This is a genomic window from Bradyrhizobium sp. URHA0013, from assembly GCF_000518345.1.
Taxonomy (GTDB): Bacteria; Pseudomonadota; Alphaproteobacteria; order Rhizobiales; family Xanthobacteraceae; genus Bradyrhizobium.
In genome coordinates this window covers 557,980-576,170 of sequence record NZ_KI912427.1, presented here as the reverse complement: position 1 = coordinate 576,170, position 18,191 = coordinate 557,980, and the positions used below count along the sequence as shown (strand labels likewise).

Below are 18,191 nucleotides of genomic sequence, written 5' to 3'. Positions count from 1 at the left end.
GCCATGGCGTTGCCGCGGCCGCCAGGGAGGATGCCATGACGCTTGGGACCATCCTGATCATCCTGGTGATCATTTATCTCGTCGGCGGCCTGTCGGGCCGGGTTGGTGGCTACGGCTACGGAATGGGTCATTCCGGCATGGGGATCGGCGGCCTTGTCCTGGTGGTGCTGCTCGTGCTGCTGCTCCTTGGCAAGCTGTAAACCATTCAAGCCACTGACATTGTTGTCATTTTCGGCCCTGCGGAGCTGCCATGCGCGGATTCATCATCTCGCATCGCGGGGGTCGCAATTTTGTCAAAACGGGCTATATTAGAGGACGAAAATGACATGTGCGGCGCCCACTCAATCGTGGCCTCTGCCCGTCCCAACCCCACGCGCTTAAAGCCCCAGAGAGATCACGAGGTCTTTGACCATGCGTCCACTGCGTCCGTTCAACTTCAACACTTCCGCCGAACTCTTCCCCGCTGCGATCCGCAAGAAGAAGCGTGCAGGCTTCACCTATCGCCGGTTCGGCACCGCGGCCGAAGCCGTGCAGTTCGCGATGGAGCAGTTGCCGACGGATTCGCTGAACGGCGCCTATCTCCAGGTCGAGGAAGCGCGCTTCGATCAGAACGGTATCCGCTCGCTTTATGAGAGCGAAGCCTTCCCGCTGCCCCGTCACCGCAAGCCGGTGGAAGCCAGCACCGACGCTGCCGACGCGGCGTAAGTTTTCGTAACGCGCTCCGATGTGCGCTGAAAGCGCGACGGCCGAAAGGCTGTCGCGCTTTTTGCGTTTTGGGGCGTGTCAGATGCGCGGCTGCTTGTCGAGCCAGCGGCGGAGCAGGCGCACGTTGCGCATGTTGGCACGGAACATGACGTCAAAGGCGTCGCCCGCGAACGGCACGATGCCGACGACGCCGTCGAGGGCGACATTGCCGAGCATGCGCGCGGTGATGTACCAGGGCGCCCCGAGCGCCCTCGCCTCTCGCACCAGCCAGAGCGAGATCGCGGTGGTGATGATGTCGCCGACAACGGGGATCAGTCCGATCAAGCCGTCGATGCCATAGCGGATATTGGTTCCGGGCAGCACGAAGGCGACGTCGAGCAGCTTTGCGATCGCCTCGATCCGCGCGATCCGCTGCTCGCGCGTCAGATTGCCGAACGGGTTGCCGGCGAAGGGACTGTCCTTCCCAAACTCGAAGCGAAACTCGCGAAAGCCCTGCTCGAGCGTTTCGGGCCGGATCTCGTGACCATCCTGATCGATGATCGGCCCACGCCCCTCGGTGCCCGAAGAGGCCGCACCCGGGCGGCTTCCCGAACGGGAGCGACGCGGAGCAAGAATATCGTCATCGGACATGGTCATGGCCTGTAGGGAACGCGCCAGCGCGGCGGAGGTTGCTGCGGCGTGATCGAAGGTCGCGCCCTCAAGTCTGTGCTGCCGCCGGCTGCGGCTCCGCGACATATCTATGCACGAGCCAGGATGAAATCACCGCCGGCACGAACCCGACGAGGCCGTACAGGATGAACTGCACTGCGCCCGAGTCCGGACCGCGCGAGCTGTAGGTCAGCGAGGCCAGGATGAAGGCGAACACGCCGACCAGCAGCATCCGCAGCACCGGGCCGATCCGGCGGATGTGGACCAGGATATCGTCGACTGCACCGATCATCAGCGAGGGCAGGAAGCCGAACAGATAACTGTATTGCAGGGATTTGAAGAACACCGCGAACAGCTTGCCGACCTCAGCGAGACTGGTCTGGGTCCAATAGCCGGACTGATAGGTCGTCGTCAGCAGCAGCAGGAACCCGCCCACGAACGGGCCGACCAGCGCAAACACGAGATAGCGTTTCATCAGGCACCCTCATCCTTCGCCCCGTTATAGCAGCGCTGCGGGAACCTTGAATAGCGGGGGGACGGGCTCTGCGCTGGGAACAAGCGGGATAGCGACGAGTTCAGACAGGACCTGAAACTCACCTGTCAGATTTGGAGCCGCCAATGTCCCGTAAACTGTTCTTCCTGGCGACGATCGCGCTGATGGCCGTGAGCGGCCTGTCAAACGAGCCCGCTCTCGCACAAGGCCATATGGGTTCGCCGCAAGAGCAGAAGGCCTGTTCGCGGGACGCCTCGCGCTTCTGCCGCAAGGACCTCGGCAACGACATGGCGGTGCAAGGCTGCTTGCAAGCCAACAGGGCCAAGTTGTCGCGGTCTTGCAGCAAGGTGTTTCAGAGCCACGGCATGTGAGGACCGGAACCATCCCCGGCGAACGGAGAGTGAAGCCATGTTGCGCGACGAACAGCTCTCGATCCTGAGGGACATCAGCCAATCCATCGCCTTTGCCGACGACCGGCACGGCAAGATAGGCGAGCTGATCGCCGACGGTTACGTGATGAAGGACGGCGATCTGTTCGAGCTCACGGCAAAGGGCGTTACGGCTGTCGAGGAGCACGCGGCGCTTGGCGCAAGCGATGCGGAACAAGCGAGCGTATCCTCCGATCGGTTGATCTGATCGCACGCGAGTCGCATTGTGCGTGACGTGCGCGCAACAATTGCGAATTCCTTTTCGCCTGCCATTGCGGCCGCGTGACAATGGCGCATACTTGATTCGGGCGGCGCAGCACTTTTCGATTCGAACATCACGAGAGATCGAGCGACCACATGCGGGATTGAGGTCCCGGCGTGAAGGCTGTGACATGCGGCAGGTCAAGCCGCGTGCGGCGCCCCAAAACCAAGTGGCTCAACCCACGGAACTCGGGGACGCATTCCGCATGACACGCTACCAGACCATCGCAACTCTCTTCGCCGTCACAACCGCAGCCATCGCATTCCAGACATCGGCCGGCCTTTCCTTCTCGTCCGAAGCGCAGCAGATGTGCTCCGGCGATGCCATGCGGCTGTGCTCCAGTGAGATCCCCGACATCCCCAGGATCAGGGCCTGCATGGTGCAGAAGAAAGCTCAGGTCAGCCCGGGCTGTCGTGCCGTGATGGACCGCGAGCACGCCGCCGCGACATCGCGCAAGCGGGAAGCGACGGCGCAGTAGAGACAGCGTAGCCGGCCATCCTTCGAGACGCCCGCCCAAGGGCGGGCCCTCAGGATGAGGGCTCGTTTCGCGGCGAGATATCAAACCTTCATGGTGAGGAGCCCGCCAAGGCGGGCGTCTCGAACCATGCGGGCCGAGGTCTCACGGAGCAGAGATCTAGTCGCCCCACTGCGCGAAGGCGTCGTTGAAGGCGCGCTCGCCGGGAGCGCCCTTCTCGATGGCGATGATGGCGCGGCGCTGGTTGGCGTAGACCAGGGGCACGTCGAACCAGGAGCGCTCCTTGAGGAGCTGGACGTTGCGGCTGCGGTCGGCGTCGACGTTGGAGAGGCCGACCAGGAAGAAGCCGTCGGTGACCTTGACCGCGAGGCCTGCGAGCGGCGTGCCGCGTGCCTGCTCGTTCGACTTCATCAGGATGCCCGGCACGTTGGCGACGCCGCCGCCCGAAAAGTCCGCCGGCAGGACGAAGGTCAACTCCGCGGTGTGGCTCGCCGGCAGCGAGGAGTCGGTGTTGCGGCGGAACGACATCGTCATCTTGAACTTGCGGTCGGGGATCTCGATGTCGGCGCGCACGGCGACATCGGCCTTCTGGTTGCCCGACGCCTTGATCGGCTCGAGCCGCCACACCACCGAGCCGACATATTGCTTGCCCTTCGGATCGGACGGATCCTCGTCATAGAGCACGACCTTCTGCGCCACTGGCGCGACCGGCTGATCGCTGGCCGAGGGCTGGCCGACGCGATCCGGAATCTTGGGCCTGCTCTGCGGCTGCGACGAATCCCTGGGCGCCTCCACCACCTGCGTCGGCGAAGACTTCAACAGGTTGGTCGCGGTCTGAACCAGCTGCTTGCCCCAGAGGATGCCGGCACCGACCAGGATCAGCACGATGCCGACGGCGATCGCGCTCTTGAACGGAAACACGGAGCCGGTGCGGGCGCGCTTCTTCTTGGGTTCACGGTCGAGAACGGGGATGTGCGGACGTTGCGACGGCGGCTGCGACTGCGGCGCGTAGCGCTCGGCCTCCTCGATCGATTCGTCGTAGGAGTAGGGCGCGTCCGTCCCGGCAGCGCGATTTTCCAGGCTCGGCTCGAGCCGGTCGAATTCCGGCGAGGGCGAAGGCACGTTGGCGTAGGTGCGGCGCGCGGCGCGGTTGGCCTGCGCGGCGGCGCCGCCGAGATCGTTGGCGTCGGCCGTGATGTCGCGGAAGCCGCGCACGCCCGGTGCCGGCGGCAGCGGCGGCGGGGGTCCCATGTCCGGCGGGCGGCGCCCACCGGCGCGATCACGTCCGGCCGGCGGCGGCTCCGGCATCGACGGCGGTGCCGACGGACCCTGCGGCCGCGGCGCGTCGAAACGCGGAGCCCGCGGCGCACGTGGGGCGTCGCCCTGGTCATCGACGTTGAAGGAGGGCCGGTCGGCGCGCGGCGGCGGCGGAGCCGGAGGGGCGCGTGGCGGGGCAGAAGTTTGGGGCGCGGGCGCGTTGCCCTCGGTGGCGCGGGTGCTGGCGCGGCGGAAGGCATCGCCGCTGCCGCTGCTGCGCGCGCCGCCACCGGGGCGCGAGGCCTCGCGGGCACGCTGGGCGGCCTCTGATTCGACCTTACGGACGGCCTCTTCCAGCGAGAGCCGCTCGCGGGTGATCTCGGATTCGGAGAGCGGCGGCTGCACGCTGCGGAGCTGCGCGATCAGCGCCGTGCGCGCCCGCTCGTAGAGCGCGCGACGGCTCTCGCCGGGAGCGTTGGGGTCCAGGGCGGCAATAGCGCGGGCGATCAGCGGATAGTAATCAGCCATTTCTACTCAATTATACGCGCGTCCCGGTAAGAGATCGTTAAGCCTCAAACGGATTTTGTACCAGGATAGTATCCTCGCGTTCGGGGCTGGTGGAAAGCAGTGCGACCGGGCACCCCACCAATTCCTCGATCCGGCGGACATATTTGATCGCCTGGGCCGGCAGCTGGGCCCAGGACCGCGCATTGGCGGTCGGCTCCTTCCAGCCTTCGATGGTCTCGTAGATCGGCTCGACCCGGGCCTGGGCGCCCTCGCCCGCCGGGAAATGATCGATCTCCTTGCCGTCGAGCTTGTAGCCGGTGCAGACCTCGATCGTGTCGAAGCCGTCGAGAATGTCGAGCTTGGTCAGCGCCAGACCGTTGATGCCGCAGGTCCGGACCGCCTGGCGAACCAGAACCGCATCGAACCAGCCGCAGCGGCGGGGCCGTCCGGTATTGGTGCCAAACTCGCGGCCGCGCTCGCCGATCTTGCGGCCGGTCTCGTTGTCCTGCTCGGTCGGGAACGGGCCCTGGCCGACGCGGGTCGTATAGGCTTTGCAGAGGCCGAGCACATAGCCGACCGCGGCGGGGCCGAGGCCCGAACCGGTCGCGGCCTGCGCCGCCACCGTGTTGGACGAGGTGACGTAAGGGTACGTGCCGTGATCGACGTCGAGCAGCGCGCCTTGCGCGCCCTCGAACAGCATGCGCTTGCCCTCGCGCCGCTTGATGTCGAGCAGCCGCCACACCGTCTCGGCATAGGGCAAGAGCTGCGGCGCCAGCGCGGTCAATTCCTTCAGGATCTCCTTGCCGTCGAACTCCGGCAGGCCCAATCCGCGGCGCAATGCATTGTGATGCGCCAGCAGCCGGTCGATCTTGTGCGGCAGCGTATCGAGATCGGCAAGGTCCATCAGGCGGATGGCGCGGCGGCCGACCTTGTCCTCGTAGGCCGGGCCGATGCCGCGGCGAGTGGTGCCGATCGCGGTTGCCGCGTTGGCAGATTCGCGATGCGCGTCGAGTTCGCGATGCAGCGGCAGGATCAGGGTGACGTTCTCGGCGACCCGCAAGTTTTCCGGGCTGATGGCGACGCCCTGTGCACGCAGCTTGGTGACCTCGTCGAGGAAGGCGGTGGGATCGAACACCACGCCGTTGCCGATCACCGACAGCTTCTGCTCGCGCAGCACGCCCGAGGGCAGCAGCGCCAGCTTGTAGGTCTTGCCGTTGATCACCAGCGTGTGGCCGGCGTTATGGCCGCCCTGGAAACGGACGACGATGTCCGCCTGCTCCGACAACCAGTCGACGATCTTGCCCTTTCCTTCGTCGCCCCACTGGGCGCCGACGACGACAACATTGGCCATTCGCGGGTAATCCCTATGCAATCTGTTAGATGCGCCCAGCCCAATCACGGCCGGGGCCGCTCGAACGCGAGGCAGCCAACCGGATAAAGGATGCAGCCTCTCTAGGCAAGCAAGAACGGGACTTTTTCGAGGCCGCGAGCGTACTCCAAGCCTTTGATATCCCCTGAAAATCCAGAAACCTTCGCGACCGGTGCAATGCTTCGACCAAAGCGTGAGAGGCTGCTTCCGCCGCTGCATGGTCGCGATGCATCCGCCCCCCGTTGATGCAACCTCGATTTCCGTGTCTTTGAACGGGCCGGGTCCGAACCGGCCCGGGTGCCGCCGGGCTGGAGGCTTGGCGCATGACGCGGGGCCACAACAATCCAATGTCCGCCACCGACGAGACCACCGGCGCCGCCACGTCCGGCCAGAACTGGATCGCCAACCAGCCTTATCTGCTGCTCAGCATCACCGCGATGTGCTGGGCCGGCAATGCCATCGTCGGACGGCTCGCCGCCGGTCACATCCCGCCGGTGACGCTGTCGTTCTTGCGCTGGTTCTTCGCCTTCCTGCTGGTGCTGCCGTTCGCCTGGAAACACCTGGCGCAGGACTGGCCCGCGATCCGCGGCAAGCTCGGCCTGATGGTCACGCTCTCGATCACCGGCATCGGCGCCTTCAACACGCTGCAATATTGGGCGCTCGAGCATACGCAGGCGCTCAACACTCTCCTCTTGCAATCCGCCGCGCCGCTCGTCGTGGCGCTGTGGTCGCTCGCCATCCTCGGCGTGCGCCTCACCGCAGCGCAGGCCTTCGGCGTGCTGCTGTCGATGTGCGGCGTGCTGATCATCCTGCTGCATGGCGATTTCACCACGCTGTCGAACATCGATTTCAACAAGGGCGACCTCATCTTCGTCGTCGCGCTGATCATCTTCGCGCTCTATTCGGTGCTGACCTTGAAGCGGCCGCCGATGCACGGCCTGTCGTTCCTCGCCTTCACGTTCGGCTGCGGTGCTGCCTGTCTCATTCCGCTGGAGATCTGGGAGTTGTCCGTGCGTCCCGTGATGAAGCTCGACGGGCCGAACCTCCTGACCCTGTTCTATGTCGCGGTGTTCCCCTCGACGCTCGCCTATCTCTGCTTCAATCGCGGTGTCCGGCTGATCGGCGCCAACCGCGCCGCGCCGTTCTTCCATGTCGTGCCGGTGTTCGGCTCGATCATGGCGATGGCGTTTCTGGGCGAGCACCCCCAGGCGTTCCACTTCATCGGCTTCGCGCTGGTGCTGGCCGGCGTGTTCGTGGCGTCACGGAAGCAGGCGAGCTAGGCTTGGGGCCCGGTTCGATCGGCTGCGATCAAGCGTTTGCCGACGGGTTCATCCACACCATCTCCCAAACATAGCCATCCGGGTCTTCAATGTGTCGGTTGTACATGAAGCCGAGATCCTGCGCCGGATTGGGATCGGCGCGACCGCCCGCAGCCACCGCGCGGGCCAGCGTTGCATCGACGGCATCGCGCTCGTCGAGCGTCAGAGCGAACATGGCCTGGCTGTGGCGCCGCGCGTCACCGATCTCGCGTTGGGTGAATTCACGATACTGGTCGTGGGTCAGCAGCATCACGCCGATCGCGTCCGTGAACATGAGCGAGGTCGAAATTGCTCCAGAGAATTGAGGATTCACCACGCCACCCAGCGCTACGTAGAATGCTGTCGATGCGGCGAGGTCGCGCACAGGCAGGTTGATCAGAATCATCTTGGACATTGCTTTTCCTTCGAAAGCGGCTGGAAGCCGCGCCAGGGTCTGACATTGGAAACAGAGAGCTCTCGATACTCCTCCTGAACTGCATTCAAATGTAGCGCGCGGCGCCCATGCAGAGCGCGGCGATACCCAGCAGGCCCGCCGCCGCACGTTGGACGGCGGCGATACGTGCACGGAGGTCCTCCGGCTCGCCGGTGCCACGACGCAGGGCCACGAGCGCGCGGGGACCGATGACAGCCTGAATACCGGCCGCGAGCAGTGCGCAGACAGCACCGACCGCGAGCACCTGCTCGGTCTTGCCGAAGCTGTGGGAATGAACGAGATGCCCGAGATAGCCGCCGGTCAGGATGGCAATCGTCGCCGCGCCGAGTTGTGGAAAGACCAGTTGCTCACCGCCAACTCCGCCGATGCGGGCCAGCGCAAAGCTTGATCCCGCCCAGAACACGGACGACAACACATGAATCGACAGGGCAATCACGAGGGCAATTTGCATGGCAAGCTCCGAACCGACTTCTAAATTGAATATACTATATGTATAATCAATACGTCAACAGAATGGCAAGGCAATGCCGAAGCGCAATTATGTGAGCTCCGCGCGGGCTTCCGCGGCCGCGGCGACGCGCGAGCGCATCATCGCCGCCGGCGCACGGCTATTGCGCAAGGACGCGAGCATTTCGAGCTTCTCGCTCGACGTCGTCGCGAAGGCGGCCGGCGTCACGCGGTTGACCGTCTACAACCAGTTCGGATCGCGGCGGGGATTGCTGGAGGCCGTGTTCGACGACATCGCGCACCAGGGCGGACTGTTCGAACTGGCCGAGGTCATGACAATGGCGGATCCGCGCGCCGCGCTCGACCGCGTCATCGAAATCTTCTGTACCTTCTGGGGGCGCGATCCCGCCATCGGCGGGCTCAACCAGGCGATCGCGACCGATCCGGAATTCGGCGAGGCGCTGATCGAGCGTAACGAGCGCCGCCGGGAACTGCTGACCGCGCTGCTGTCGCGGATCGTCGGCAAGCACGCAGCAAAGCGCGCCATGCGGGACACCGTCGATCTGATCTTCGTGCTGACGAGTTACCCGACTTTTGCAGCGCTGAGTCGGCAGCGATCGACGGAGGAGGTCTGTCGCTTGCTGCAGACGGCGTGTCACGCGGCTGTAGACGCACTGGATGAGGGCGACAAGCGGGAGCGGAAGAAGTAAGAGCATCGCGACGCCTTCTTCCTTCTCCCCTTGCGGGAGAGGGAAAGAGCATGCGCCTACTTCACTTCAAACTTGCTGTACGCTTCGTTCATCGCAATGATGACGTGCTCGGCGCAGGCGTTGACGCGATGCGGATCAGCCTCCGTCTCGTAGGCCTCCGATGTCATCATGGCGATGAAGGCCGTGACGGTGGGATAATAGACCAGCGCCGCGAAATCCCAGTTGTTACCCTGCTGCGGGCCGAGCGCGACCGCCTTGGCGTCGCCGGTCCAGAGCAGCGTGCCGCCGCGCGCCTTGATCATCGGCACTGTGACCGCACTGTAGCGCAGATAGGCGTCCCAGCCGGAACCGTCGCCGTCGCCCGAGCGCGCGTGGAAGCGCATCAGGTTCAGCATCACCACCGGTGCATGCCGATCGAGCCGCTCCAGGCCGTCGATGTTCAACATATTAACCGCCAATGCCGCCTCCTCTGGTCACGCCTGCATTGTAGCATTGCGGCCGCGTGACTTGTGTCACGACGTAAATCCGGCGCAAGCTTGTACCAACGCCAATGACGATCGCCTCGCCCGCGCCACCGGCCTCCAATCCGGCCAGTTGGCTCAACAACCAGCCTTATCTGCTGCTCAGCCTGAGCTCGCTGTTCTGGGCCGGCAACATCGTGCTCGCGCGCCACGTTGGCGCGCATGTGCCGCCGCTGACGGTGACCACGATCCGCTGGTTCGGCGTGTTCCTGATCCTGCTGCCGTTCGCCTGGCCGCACCTGAAGCGCGACTGGCCGAATCTGCGCAAGAGCCTGCCGCTGATGCTGTTCCTGTCGCTGGTGGGCTTTGCCTTCAACAACGCGATCTCATACTGGGCGATGCAGTACACGGAAGCGCTGAACGCGCTGCTGATCCAGTCAGCCGGACCGCTGTTCGTGGCGCTGTGGTCGCTGGTGCTGTTCGGCGTGCGGCTGACCGGTGCGCAGCTCGCCGGCATCGGGATCTCGCTTCTCGGGGTGCTGATCATCATTCTGCGCGGCGATCTCGCCGCGCTCGCGAGCATCAGCTTCAACAGGGGCGACATCATGTTCGCCTCCTCGCTGGTGGCGTTCGGGATCTACTCTGCCTTCATCCCGCGGCGACCGAAGATCCACCAACTCTCCTTTCTCTCCTTCACCACCTGCTGCGGCGCGACGATGCTGCTGCCGACCGCGATCTGGGAGGCCTGGAGTGGCCGCGTCCTGCAACTCGACGGGGTGACGCTGGCGACGCTGGGCTACATCCTGATCTTTCCCTCGACGTTGGCCTATCTGTTCTTCAACCGGGGCGTGGCGCTGATCGGCCCGAACCGCGCCGCGCCGTTCTTCCATCTGGTGCCGGTGTTCGGCTCGGCGATGGCGATCCTGCTGCTCGGCGAAAAGATCCAGCCATTCCACCTGATCGGCTACCTGCTGGTGCTCGCCGGCGTCGTGATCGCCTCGCGCCAGGGCTCTGCGGTGAAGTAATTCCGCACCGCGAGACGAGGCGACAAACTCGCGCCTTCCGATTTCAACGAGGAGACGCTAGGTTCCGCGCCAACGAAAAAAGAGGGAACGAACCGACATGCTTTCAGCGTTGATCCGAAACCTGCGTGCCATCGGCACGGCCGTCCTTTGTCTCGCCGCTGCGTCCGCTGCGCAGGCCGACAATTATCCGAGCCGCAACATCACGTTGGTGCTGCCGTTCGCGGCCGGCAGCGGCACCGACACCACGACACGGCTGATCTCGCAGCATTTGTCGCAGGCACTCGGCGTCGGCATCGTCATCGAGAACAAGGCGGGCGCCAACGGCATGATTGCCGCGACCTATGTCGCGCGCGCCGCGCCCGACGGCTACACGCTGCTGGTGACCACCAACACGACGCATTCGGCCAATCCCTATCTGCTCAAGAGCCTGACCTATGATCCGGTCAAGGACTTCACCCCGATCGCGCGCACCGGCGACCTGCCCTTCATGCTGGTGATCCACCCGGAGGTGCCGGCCAAGACCGTCGGCGAGCTCATCGCCTACGGCAAGGCCAATCCGGGCAAGCTGAGCTATGCCTCGGGCTCGTCCTCGGCGATCGTCTCTGGCGCGACGTTCGCGCACAATGCCGGGCTCGACCTCCTGCACGTGCCCTACAAGAGCTCGCCGCCGGCGCTCAACGACGTCATGGGCGGCCGCGTCTCGATGATGTTCGTGGACATCCTGACCGGCCTGCCGCATGTCCAGGGCAATGCGCTACGCGCGCTCGCCGTCACGACAAAGGACCGCTCGTCACTGGTGCCGAACCTGCCCTCGATGCAGGAGGCCGGCGTGCCGGACTTCGACATCTCGTCGTGGCAGGGCTATTTCGGCCCCGCCGGCATGCCCAAGGAGATCGTGACGCGGCTCAATGCCGAGATCCGGAAGATCGTCGAGAAGCCGGAGATCAAGGCGCAGCTCGCCACTCTCGGCATGGACGCGTTTTCAGGCACGCCGGAGCAGCTCGGCACGTTCGTGAACGAACAGCTCGTGTTGTGGGAAAAGCTGATCCGAGAGGCTGGGATCGAGAAGCAGTAGAGGCGCGCGAAAGCCGCGCCCTCCGCATTCTCCGTCATGGCCGGGCTTGTCCCGGCCATCCACGTCTATCAAAGCGTCCGGTATCCAAGAACGTGGATGCCCGGGACAAGCCCGGGCATGACGATGGAATAGGTGGCGTCGCTCTGGTGTGAAGCCTTACGCCGCGCGCACCTTGGCGAGGAAGCCGTCGACTGCGCTGCGCAGCGCGCCGGACTGGCTGTCGAGCTCGCGGGCGTTGGTGAGCACGTCGCTTGCCGCCGTGCCGGTCGCTTCCGCGGCCGAGGTGACGCTGCCGATATTGGCGTTGATCTCGTTCGATCCGGCCGCGACCGACTGAATGTTGCGGGCGATCTCGCGGGTCGCCTCGCCCTGCTGCTCGATCGAGGCGGAAATGCCCGCCGTGATCTGGCTCATCTCCGCGATGGTCTGGGTGATACCGCCGATGGCGGCGACCGCATCGCTGGTCGAGGTCTGCATCGCCGCGACCTGGGCGGAGATTTCCTCGGTGGCCTTGGCGGTCTGGTTGGCGAGCGCCTTGACTTCGGAAGCGACGACGGCGAAGCCGCGGCCGGATTCACCGGCGCGCGCCGCCTCGATGGTGGCGTTCAGCGCCAGCAGGTTGGTCTGTGCCGCGATCGAGTGGATCAGCTTGACCACCTCGCCGATCTTCTCGGCGCCGGTGGAGAGTTCCTGCACCGTGGCATTGGTACGCTCGGCGTCGTTGACGGCGCGGCTCGCCACTTCGGTCGAGCGGGTGACCTGGCGCGAGATTTCCGCAACCGAGCTCGACAGCTCTTCGGCAGCGGCGGCAACCGTGCCGACATTGCCAGACGCTCTCTGCGACGCCGCGCCGACGGTCGCCGCACGCGAAGAGGCGTCGCTGGCGGTCGCGGTCATCGATTGCGCAGTGGCTTGCATGCCCGTCGCGGCCGAGGAGACCGAGCGGACGATGCCGTTGACGCTGCGTTCGAAATCGCTGGCGATGCCCTCCATCGCGCTGCGACGTTCCGCCGCGACACGATCCTTCGCATCGGCTTCGGTCTTCTCGAGGTCGCGAATGCGCAGTGCGTTGTCCTTGAAGATCTGGACGGTCGACGCCATCGCGCCGACCTCGTCGCCACGGCCGACGCCGGGAATGTCACCCTCGAGCTTGCCCTCGGCGAGATCCTTCATGCGGGCGCCGAGCAGAACCAGCGGACCGCTGATGCTGCGGCCGAGCAGCCAGGCGACGCTGCCGGCGACGATGACGATGCCGAACATGGCGAGACCGAGCAGCCAGTAGACCGGGCCCATCTTTGCGTCGATGTCGTCGAGATAGGCGCCGGTGCCGAGATACATCTCGAGTTCGGGGACGGCCACCGCGTAGCCCATCTTCCGGATCAAGCCTTCCTGGCCCGGTTTCGCGTATTCATAGGTCAAAAGGATCGAACCGTTGGCCTTCGCGCCGTTCATCAGCTCCCAAGACAATTTGCGGCCATTGGTCAGAACTTCCATGCGGTTGCTGCCGATCTGCTTCGGATCTGGCGCCAGCTGCGTGATACCGTCATAGGACGTTCCGAAGAGATAACCGGCGCCTTTGTCATAGGTCATCGCGTTGCCGTAGCGACGAAGATCAGCCATCGCGGCGTCCTTCGTCATCTCGCCCGCATCCACCCGCTTCTTCAGCGCCACCGCATAGTTGCGGCCCATGTCGACGATGGCCTTGGCCTGCTCGATGCGCGCGTTCACCATCTCCTGCTTCATCAGGTATCCGGAGAGGACCCCGGAAATGCACAAGCCGAACAAGGTGACGCCGACAAGGATGCCGAGCTTGGGGGCGATCTTCATATTGCTCAATTTCACGGGATGCTCCGGCAACAAAGGGATAAGGACGCGCGAGTGAATCGATCGAAATCAAATTAACTTTTAGGGGGTGACCCCTTAGCAAGCTGTTACGGGGCGCCCCGTAAAAGCCCGGAGAAGACGTCGGACCAGTCGTATAAATCGCCTCAACGACAACCTGGAATTGTACGCGACGTCCCCGATTTCGCGTAAAAGACGCAAAGGCCCGCGCGAAGGCCGGGTCACAACAAGAAACCAAATCGGGAGCAGGACATGCCGAAATACAGGATCGTGACGCCGAAGGGCGCGAGCTTCACGGTCGCGAGCAGCGATTATTCCTACGAGCGCGAGGCGCTCGATCCGATCGACGCCGAGATCGTCGAGGCGCCGGCCGATGAGGCCGGGTTCATCGCCGCCGCGAAGACAGCGGACGCCATCTACGCGAAGGGGATCCCGATCACCAAGACCATCATCGACGCGCTGGAGAGCTGCAAGGTCATTACGCTCGGCTCGGTCGGCGTCGATAGCGTCGACATCAAGGCCGCAACCGCGCGCGGCATTCCCGTCACCAACATCCCCGACACCTTCATCGAGGAGGTCGCCGACCACGCTATGATGCTGCTGCTCTCGGGCTTCCGCCGGCTGGTCGAGCAGGACCGGATGGTGCGCAGCGGCCGCTGGGCCGAGGGCCGGCCGGCGTTGTCGAAGATTCCGCGGCTGATGGGCCAGACGCTCGGCTTCATCTCGTTCGGCCGCGTCGCGCGTGCAGTTGCGAAACGCGCAGCTCCGTTCGGCCTGCGGATGATGGCCTACGATCCCTTCATCCAGGAAACGCTGATGTCCGACCACGGCGTGATTCCGGCGACGCTGAACGAGGTGTTGTCGCAATCCGACTTCCTCTCGATGCACGCCCCCGCCCGGCCCGAGGTGCATCACATGCTCACCGAGAAGCACTTCCGGCAGATGAAGAAGGGCTCGGTCTTCATCAACACAGGCCGCGGCGCCACCGTGGACGAGGAAAGCCTGATCAAGGCGCTTCAGGAGGGCTGGATCGCCCATGCCGCCCTCGACGTGCTGGAGAAGGAGCCGCCCTCGCACAACAATCCGCTGCTCGGCATGGAAAACGTCACTCTGACCGCCCATGTCGCCTCCGCCTCGGCACGGTTTGACGAGGCGCGCAAGCGCCGGGTGGGCTACGAATTGTCACTGGTGCTTCAGGGCATGTGGCCGGTAAGCTGCGTCAATCCGTCGGTGCTGCAAGACACCGCGCTCCGCCGCTGGCAGCCTGTCAGCATGGACCGCGGCCCGAACAGCTAGGCGGGACGGCCGCGAAGGCGCGCCGGCAACCGGAAAGACCCTTCACCGGCGATCAACGCCGGGAAGGGAAACACATAGGGAGGAACCGATGAGGAACGACATCACACGTCGTGATGCCTTGGCGCTGGGCCTGTCCGCTGCGGCAATCGCGGCAACCGGTGCTCCGGCGAATGCCCAATCCGCGATCAAGGCCGCGGACGTCCCCACACCGAAGCTGCCGATCGAGAAAGGCGCATCCCTGCGCATGCTGCGACCGGTACGTTTCGTCCAGGCCGACGAGGATGTGTTCCGCGCCAATGCAGCAAAATTCACCAAGGAAACGGGCGTCGAGGTCAAGGTCGACTTCGTCGGCTGGGAGGACATCAACCAGCAGACCGCGGTGACCTCGAATTCCGGCGCCGGTCCGGACATCATCATCGGATTCTCCGACGCACCGCACATCTATGTCGACAAGCTGGTCGAGCTGACCGACGTCGCCGATTATCTCGGCAAACGGTACGGCGGCTGGCTGCCGCTGGCGCAGCGCTACGGCAAGAAGAACAAGAGCCCCATTTGGATCGGGCTGCCGTTCGGAGCCACTGCGGGTCCCCTGATCTACCGCAAGTCGATCCTGCAATCGGTCGGCTTCGACAAGGTGCCGGAAGACCATGCCGGAATCCTCGACCTGTGCCAGAAGCTCCAGAAGGCCGGCAAGCCGGCGGGCTTCGCCCTCGGCAATGCCAAGGGGGACGGCAACGGGTTCGCAAGCTGGGCGCTATGGTCGCACAACGCAGCCCTGCTCGACGAAGAGGGCAACGTCATCATCAACAGCAAGGAGACGATCGCCGCGCTGAACTGGGTCAAGCAGCTCTACCCGACCTTCATCGCCGGCACGACGTCCTGGAATGACGTCAGCAACAACCGCGCCTACGCGGCGCAGGAGATCGCGCTGACCGCCAACGGCGTCTCGCTGTATTTCTCGCTGAAGAACGATCCGGCGACCAAGGCGATCGCCGACGACAGCGAGCATCAGTTGCTGCCGAAGGGCTTGGCCAAGGTCTCGCCGATGGCGGGCCTGACGCTGAACGCCATGGTGTTCAAGCACAGTCAGTATCCCAACGCCGCAAAGGCTTTCCTGCAATACATGCTGGAAAAGGACCAGTACGAGCCTTGGCTCAACGCCAATTCCGGCTACTGGTCCCAGCCGCTGGCCGCCTATGCCGAGGCCGCCGTGTGGTCGCAGGACCCCAAGGTGAAGCTGTTCAAGGACACGATGAACAGCACCTATTACGACGGCTACGCGGGCCCGATCTCGACCGCGACCGGCGCCGTGAGCGCCGACTACGTGCTGATCCAGATGTTCGCGTCCGTCGCAACCGGCGCTGCCACACCGGAAGCCGCGGCCGCGGAAGCCGAGCAGCGCTGCAAGCGGTACTTCCGACGGCAGAAGTAACGTTGAACAGAAGCGCGTCATTGCGAGCGAAGCGAAGCAATCCAGCCTGTCTCCGCGGTTACGGCCTGGATTGCTTCGTCGCTTCGCTCCTCGCAATGACGGGCATGGAGACTTTCACAGACAGGACAACGACCCGATGTCCGTGACCACACTTCCCACTCTCGCCCTCGCACGACGGCAGCCCTCCTGGCTGGTGCGCCTGTTCGACTACAAGCCGTTCCTGATCGTGATGTGCCTCGCACCCGCGATCGGCCTGCTCACGGTGTTCCTGACCTATCCACTGGGCCTTGGCATCTGGCTCGCCTTCACCGACACCACGATCGGCAGAAAAGGCGTCTTCGTCGGCTTCGAGAACTTCCAGTATCTGCTCACCGATTCCTTGTGGTGGAACGCGGTGTTCTACAGCGTGGTCTACACGGGGATCGCGACCTTCGGGAAGTTTGCGCTGGGCTTCTGGCTGGCACTGCTGCTCAACAACCATTTCCCATTCAAGAGCCTGTTGCGTGCGATCATCCTGATGCCCTGGATCGTGCCGACGGTGCTCTCGGCGCTGGCGTTCTGGTGGATCTACGATCCGCAATTCTCGATCATCTCCTACCTTCTGGTCGACGTGCTGCACTGGCGCACCACCAATATCGACTTCCTCGGCTCGCCCTGGCCGGCGCGCTTCTCGCTGATCGCCGCCAACATCTGGCGCGGCATTCCCTTCGTCGCGATCTCGCTGCTGGCGGGCCTGCAGACCATTTCGCCCTCGCTCTACGAAGCCGCGATGCTTGATGGCGCCAGCGCCTGGCAGCGCTTCCGCTACATCACCTTCCCGATGATGATGCCGATCCTCGCCATCGTCATGACCTTCTCGATCATCTTCACCTTCACCGACTTCCAGCTGGTCTACGCCATCACCCGTGGCGGCCCCGGCAACTCGACGCATTTGCTGGCAACGCTGGCCTTCCAGCGCGGCATTGCCGGTGGCGAGCTCGGCGAGGGCGCGGCAATCGCGGTGTCGATGATCCCGTTCCTGGTGTTCGCAACGCTGTTCTCTTATTTCGGCCTGGCGCGCCGCAAATGGCAGCAAGGAGAGAGCAATGACTGATACCACCGCCCAACCGGCCGCCGTCGCCACCACACCGCCGGACACCATGGCCTGGGATTCCGGGCTGCGGCGGCTGATGATGATCTACCTGCCGCTCGGTTGCTTCGTGCTGATCCTCCTGTTTCCGTTCTACTGGATGGCGATCACGTCGTTCAAGCCGAACGCAGAGCTGATGAACTACAAGGAGCACAACCCGTTCTGGATCTCCTCGCCGACGCTGGCGCACATCAAGCACCTCTTGTTCAATACCGCCTATCCGCGCTGGCTATGGACGACGATGCTGGTTGCGGTCGGCGCGACCACGCTGTCGCTGATCGCGAGCACGCTGGCCGCCTACGCGATCGAGCGCCTGCGCTTCCGCGGCAGTCCTTATGTCGGCCTCGGCATCTATCTTGCCTATCTCGTGCCGCCGTCGATCCTGTTCATTCCACTCGCAACCGTGGTCGTGCAGTTCGGCCTGTTCGATTCACCGCTGGCACTGATCCTGGTCTACCCGACCTTCCTGGTGCCGTTCTGCACCTGGCTCCTGATCGGCTATTTCAAGTCGATCCCCTACGAGCTAGAGGAATGCGCGCTGGTGGACGGCGCCACTAGGCTCCAGATCCTACGCCGGATCACGCTGCCGCTGGCGGTGCCCGGCCTGATCTCGGCCGGCATCTTCTCCTTCACGCTGTCCTGGAACGAGTTCATCTACGCGCTCGCCTTCATCCAGAGCGGCGCCAACAAGACGGTGCCGGTCGCGATCCTGACCGAGCTCGTCACCGGCGACGTCTACCAGTGGGGTGCGCTGATGGCGGGATCTCTGCTCGGCTCGCTGCCGGTTGCGATCTTCTACTCGCTGTTCGTCGATTACTACGTGTCGTCGCTGACGGGCGCGGTAAAGGAGTAATTCGTGGCTGCGCGCAAGCGCAGCC

Annotated in this window: 21 protein-coding genes; 13 read left to right on the top strand and 8 right to left on the bottom strand. The window is 64.3% G+C overall.

The features are described 5' to 3' along the window. Positions 1 to 35 precede the first annotated feature (35 nt). Entirely contained in the window at positions 36 to 200 is a 165-nt protein-coding gene (locus N551_RS37580) for a DUF3309 family protein (protein ID WP_081747975.1), read from the top strand. Positions 201 to 411: 211 nt separating this feature from the next. Then, complete coding sequence (locus tag N551_RS0132110; RefSeq protein ID WP_007596188.1) at positions 412 to 705, top strand: hypothetical protein; 294 nt, start codon at positions 412 to 414, stop codon at positions 703 to 705. Positions 706 to 783: 78 nt separating this feature from the next. On the opposite strand, the gene N551_RS0132105 is transcribed toward N551_RS0132110, so the two are convergent. Further along, positions 784 to 1,341 (bottom strand): DUF4112 domain-containing protein, encoded by a 558-nt coding sequence (locus N551_RS0132105; protein ID WP_027570407.1) that lies wholly within the window; start codon positions 1,339 to 1,341, stop codon positions 784 to 786. 61 nt (positions 1,342 to 1,402) lie between these two features. Then, on the bottom strand, positions 1,403 to 1,828 hold the full coding sequence (locus tag N551_RS0132100) for a DUF5413 family protein (protein ID WP_027519939.1): 426 nt from the start codon (positions 1,826 to 1,828) through the stop codon (positions 1,403 to 1,405). Between the two features lie 143 nt (positions 1,829 to 1,971). Between N551_RS0132100 and N551_RS0132095 the strand changes: the two genes are divergently transcribed. The 3 genes from N551_RS0132095 (at position 1,972) to N551_RS36450 (ending at position 3,014) form a co-directional block, all read left to right on the top strand. After that, positions 1,972 to 2,217 (top strand): hypothetical protein, encoded by a 246-nt coding sequence (locus N551_RS0132095; protein ID WP_027570406.1) that lies wholly within the window; start codon positions 1,972 to 1,974, stop codon positions 2,215 to 2,217. A gap of 37 nt (positions 2,218 to 2,254) precedes the next feature. Next, complete coding sequence (locus N551_RS0132090; protein ID WP_007614124.1) at positions 2,255 to 2,482, top strand: hypothetical protein; 228 nt, start codon at positions 2,255 to 2,257, stop codon at positions 2,480 to 2,482. Positions 2,483 to 2,741: 259 nt separating this feature from the next. Then, positions 2,742 to 3,014: a hypothetical protein gene (locus N551_RS36450; protein ID WP_035963475.1), complete on the top strand. Its 273-nt coding sequence runs from the start codon at positions 2,742 to 2,744 to the stop codon at positions 3,012 to 3,014. 156 nt (positions 3,015 to 3,170) lie between these two features. Here the strand turns inward: N551_RS36450 and N551_RS0132080 are convergent, their stop codons facing one another. Both N551_RS0132080 and N551_RS0132075 read right to left on the bottom strand, forming a co-directional pair. Then, positions 3,171 to 4,796 carry a hypothetical protein gene (locus N551_RS0132080; RefSeq protein ID WP_027570405.1) on the bottom strand — a complete coding sequence of 542 codons (1,626 nt, stop codon included), beginning with the start codon at positions 4,794 to 4,796 and terminating at the stop codon, positions 3,171 to 3,173. A 37-nt stretch (positions 4,797 to 4,833) separates the two neighbouring features. Next, positions 4,834 to 6,126 carry an adenylosuccinate synthase gene (locus N551_RS0132075; RefSeq protein ID WP_027570404.1) on the bottom strand — a complete coding sequence of 431 codons (1,293 nt, stop codon included), beginning with the start codon at positions 6,124 to 6,126 and terminating at the stop codon, positions 4,834 to 4,836. Between the two features lie 365 nt (positions 6,127 to 6,491). Between N551_RS0132075 and N551_RS0132070 the strand changes: the two genes are divergently transcribed. Beyond that, entirely contained in the window at positions 6,492 to 7,424 is a 933-nt protein-coding gene (locus N551_RS0132070) for a DMT family transporter (protein WP_027570403.1), read from the top strand. Positions 7,425 to 7,452: 28 nt separating this feature from the next. Here N551_RS0132070 and N551_RS0132065 read toward each other — a convergent pair whose 3' ends face one another. After that, on the bottom strand, positions 7,453 to 7,857 hold the full coding sequence (locus N551_RS0132065) for a VOC family protein (protein WP_027570402.1): 405 nt from the start codon (positions 7,855 to 7,857) through the stop codon (positions 7,453 to 7,455). An 85-nt stretch (positions 7,858 to 7,942) separates the two neighbouring features. Continuing rightward, complete coding sequence (locus tag N551_RS0132060; protein WP_027570401.1) at positions 7,943 to 8,347, bottom strand: hypothetical protein; 405 nt, start codon at positions 8,345 to 8,347, stop codon at positions 7,943 to 7,945. Positions 8,348 to 8,420: 73 nt separating this feature from the next. Here N551_RS0132060 and N551_RS0132055 point away from each other — a divergent pair, with 73 nt between their 5' ends. Then, positions 8,421 to 9,053: a TetR/AcrR family transcriptional regulator gene (locus tag N551_RS0132055; RefSeq protein ID WP_027570400.1), complete on the top strand. Its 633-nt coding sequence runs from the start codon at positions 8,421 to 8,423 to the stop codon at positions 9,051 to 9,053. A gap of 56 nt (positions 9,054 to 9,109) precedes the next feature. On the opposite strand, the gene N551_RS0132050 is transcribed toward N551_RS0132055, so the two are convergent. Continuing rightward, entirely contained in the window at positions 9,110 to 9,499 is a 390-nt protein-coding gene (locus N551_RS0132050) for a DUF1330 domain-containing protein (protein WP_081747974.1), read from the bottom strand. 104 nt (positions 9,500 to 9,603) lie between these two features. On the opposite strand from N551_RS0132050, the gene N551_RS0132045 reads away from it, so the two are divergent. Then, on the top strand, positions 9,604 to 10,539 hold the full coding sequence (locus N551_RS0132045; protein ID WP_007614154.1) for a DMT family transporter: 936 nt from the start codon (positions 9,604 to 9,606) through the stop codon (positions 10,537 to 10,539). 97 nt (positions 10,540 to 10,636) lie between these two features. Beyond that, positions 10,637 to 11,614, top strand: coding sequence for a tripartite tricarboxylate transporter substrate binding protein (locus tag N551_RS0132040; RefSeq protein WP_027570398.1), 978 nt, complete (start codon positions 10,637 to 10,639; stop codon positions 11,612 to 11,614). A 156-nt stretch (positions 11,615 to 11,770) separates the two neighbouring features. On the opposite strand, the gene N551_RS0132035 is transcribed toward N551_RS0132040, so the two are convergent. Beyond that, entirely contained in the window at positions 11,771 to 13,456 is a 1,686-nt protein-coding gene (locus N551_RS0132035) for a methyl-accepting chemotaxis protein (RefSeq protein ID WP_027570397.1), read from the bottom strand. A 252-nt stretch (positions 13,457 to 13,708) separates the two neighbouring features. Between N551_RS0132035 and N551_RS0132030 the strand changes: the two genes are divergently transcribed. From N551_RS0132030 to N551_RS0132015, 4 genes are all read left to right on the top strand, one after another. Beyond that, positions 13,709 to 14,752: a C-terminal binding protein gene (locus N551_RS0132030; RefSeq protein ID WP_027570396.1), complete on the top strand. Its 1,044-nt coding sequence runs from the start codon at positions 13,709 to 13,711 to the stop codon at positions 14,750 to 14,752. 88 nt (positions 14,753 to 14,840) lie between these two features. Further along, positions 14,841 to 16,184, top strand: coding sequence for an ABC transporter substrate-binding protein (locus N551_RS0132025; RefSeq protein WP_027570395.1), 1,344 nt, complete (start codon positions 14,841 to 14,843; stop codon positions 16,182 to 16,184). A 136-nt stretch (positions 16,185 to 16,320) separates the two neighbouring features. Then, positions 16,321 to 17,277 carry a carbohydrate ABC transporter permease gene (locus N551_RS0132020; protein ID WP_027570394.1) on the top strand — a complete coding sequence of 319 codons (957 nt, stop codon included), beginning with the start codon at positions 16,321 to 16,323 and terminating at the stop codon, positions 17,275 to 17,277. Continuing rightward, positions 17,270 to 18,166: a carbohydrate ABC transporter permease gene (locus N551_RS0132015; RefSeq protein ID WP_027519957.1), complete on the top strand. Its 897-nt coding sequence runs from the start codon at positions 17,270 to 17,272 to the stop codon at positions 18,164 to 18,166. The genes N551_RS0132020 and N551_RS0132015 overlap by 8 nt, the downstream gene beginning before the upstream one ends. Positions 18,167 to 18,191 lie beyond the last annotated feature (25 nt).

What these genes read in the sequence shown, in the direction of transcription:
- N551_RS37580 (WP_081747975.1), top strand. Translation starts at nt 36, where the DNA reads ATGACGCTTGGGACCATCCTGATCATCCTGGTGATCATTTATCTCGTC.
- N551_RS0132110 (WP_007596188.1), top strand. Translation starts at nt 412, where the DNA reads ATGCGTCCACTGCGTCCGTTCAACTTCAACACTTCCGCCGAACTCTTC.
- N551_RS0132105 (WP_027570407.1), bottom strand. Translation starts at nt 1,341, where the DNA reads ATGACCATGTCCGATGACGATATTCTTGCTCCGCGTCGCTCCCGTTCG.
- N551_RS0132100 (WP_027519939.1), bottom strand. Translation starts at nt 1,828, where the DNA reads ATGAAACGCTATCTCGTGTTTGCGCTGGTCGGCCCGTTCGTGGGCGGG.
- N551_RS0132095 (WP_027570406.1), top strand. Translation starts at nt 1,972, where the DNA reads ATGTCCCGTAAACTGTTCTTCCTGGCGACGATCGCGCTGATGGCCGTG.
- N551_RS0132090 (WP_007614124.1), top strand. Translation starts at nt 2,255, where the DNA reads ATGTTGCGCGACGAACAGCTCTCGATCCTGAGGGACATCAGCCAATCC.
- N551_RS36450 (WP_035963475.1), top strand. Translation starts at nt 2,742, where the DNA reads ATGACACGCTACCAGACCATCGCAACTCTCTTCGCCGTCACAACCGCA.
- N551_RS0132080 (WP_027570405.1), bottom strand. Translation starts at nt 4,796, where the DNA reads ATGGCTGATTACTATCCGCTGATCGCCCGCGCTATTGCCGCCCTGGAC.
- N551_RS0132075 (WP_027570404.1), bottom strand. Translation starts at nt 6,126, where the DNA reads ATGGCCAATGTTGTCGTCGTCGGCGCCCAGTGGGGCGACGAAGGAAAG.
- N551_RS0132070 (WP_027570403.1), top strand. Translation starts at nt 6,492, where the DNA reads ATGTCCGCCACCGACGAGACCACCGGCGCCGCCACGTCCGGCCAGAAC.
- N551_RS0132065 (WP_027570402.1), bottom strand. Translation starts at nt 7,857, where the DNA reads ATGTCCAAGATGATTCTGATCAACCTGCCTGTGCGCGACCTCGCCGCA.
- N551_RS0132060 (WP_027570401.1), bottom strand. Translation starts at nt 8,347, where the DNA reads ATGCAAATTGCCCTCGTGATTGCCCTGTCGATTCATGTGTTGTCGTCC.
- N551_RS0132055 (WP_027570400.1), top strand. Translation starts at nt 8,421, where the DNA reads ATGCCGAAGCGCAATTATGTGAGCTCCGCGCGGGCTTCCGCGGCCGCG.
- N551_RS0132050 (WP_081747974.1), bottom strand. Translation starts at nt 9,499, where the DNA reads ATGTTGAACATCGACGGCCTGGAGCGGCTCGATCGGCATGCACCGGTG.
- N551_RS0132045 (WP_007614154.1), top strand. Translation starts at nt 9,604, where the DNA reads ATGACGATCGCCTCGCCCGCGCCACCGGCCTCCAATCCGGCCAGTTGG.
- N551_RS0132040 (WP_027570398.1), top strand. Translation starts at nt 10,637, where the DNA reads ATGCTTTCAGCGTTGATCCGAAACCTGCGTGCCATCGGCACGGCCGTC.
- N551_RS0132030 (WP_027570396.1), top strand. Translation starts at nt 13,709, where the DNA reads ATGCCGAAATACAGGATCGTGACGCCGAAGGGCGCGAGCTTCACGGTC.
- N551_RS0132025 (WP_027570395.1), top strand. Translation starts at nt 14,841, where the DNA reads ATGAGGAACGACATCACACGTCGTGATGCCTTGGCGCTGGGCCTGTCC.
- N551_RS0132020 (WP_027570394.1), top strand. Translation starts at nt 16,321, where the DNA reads ATGTCCGTGACCACACTTCCCACTCTCGCCCTCGCACGACGGCAGCCC.
- N551_RS0132015 (WP_027519957.1), top strand. Translation starts at nt 17,270, where the DNA reads ATGACTGATACCACCGCCCAACCGGCCGCCGTCGCCACCACACCGCCG.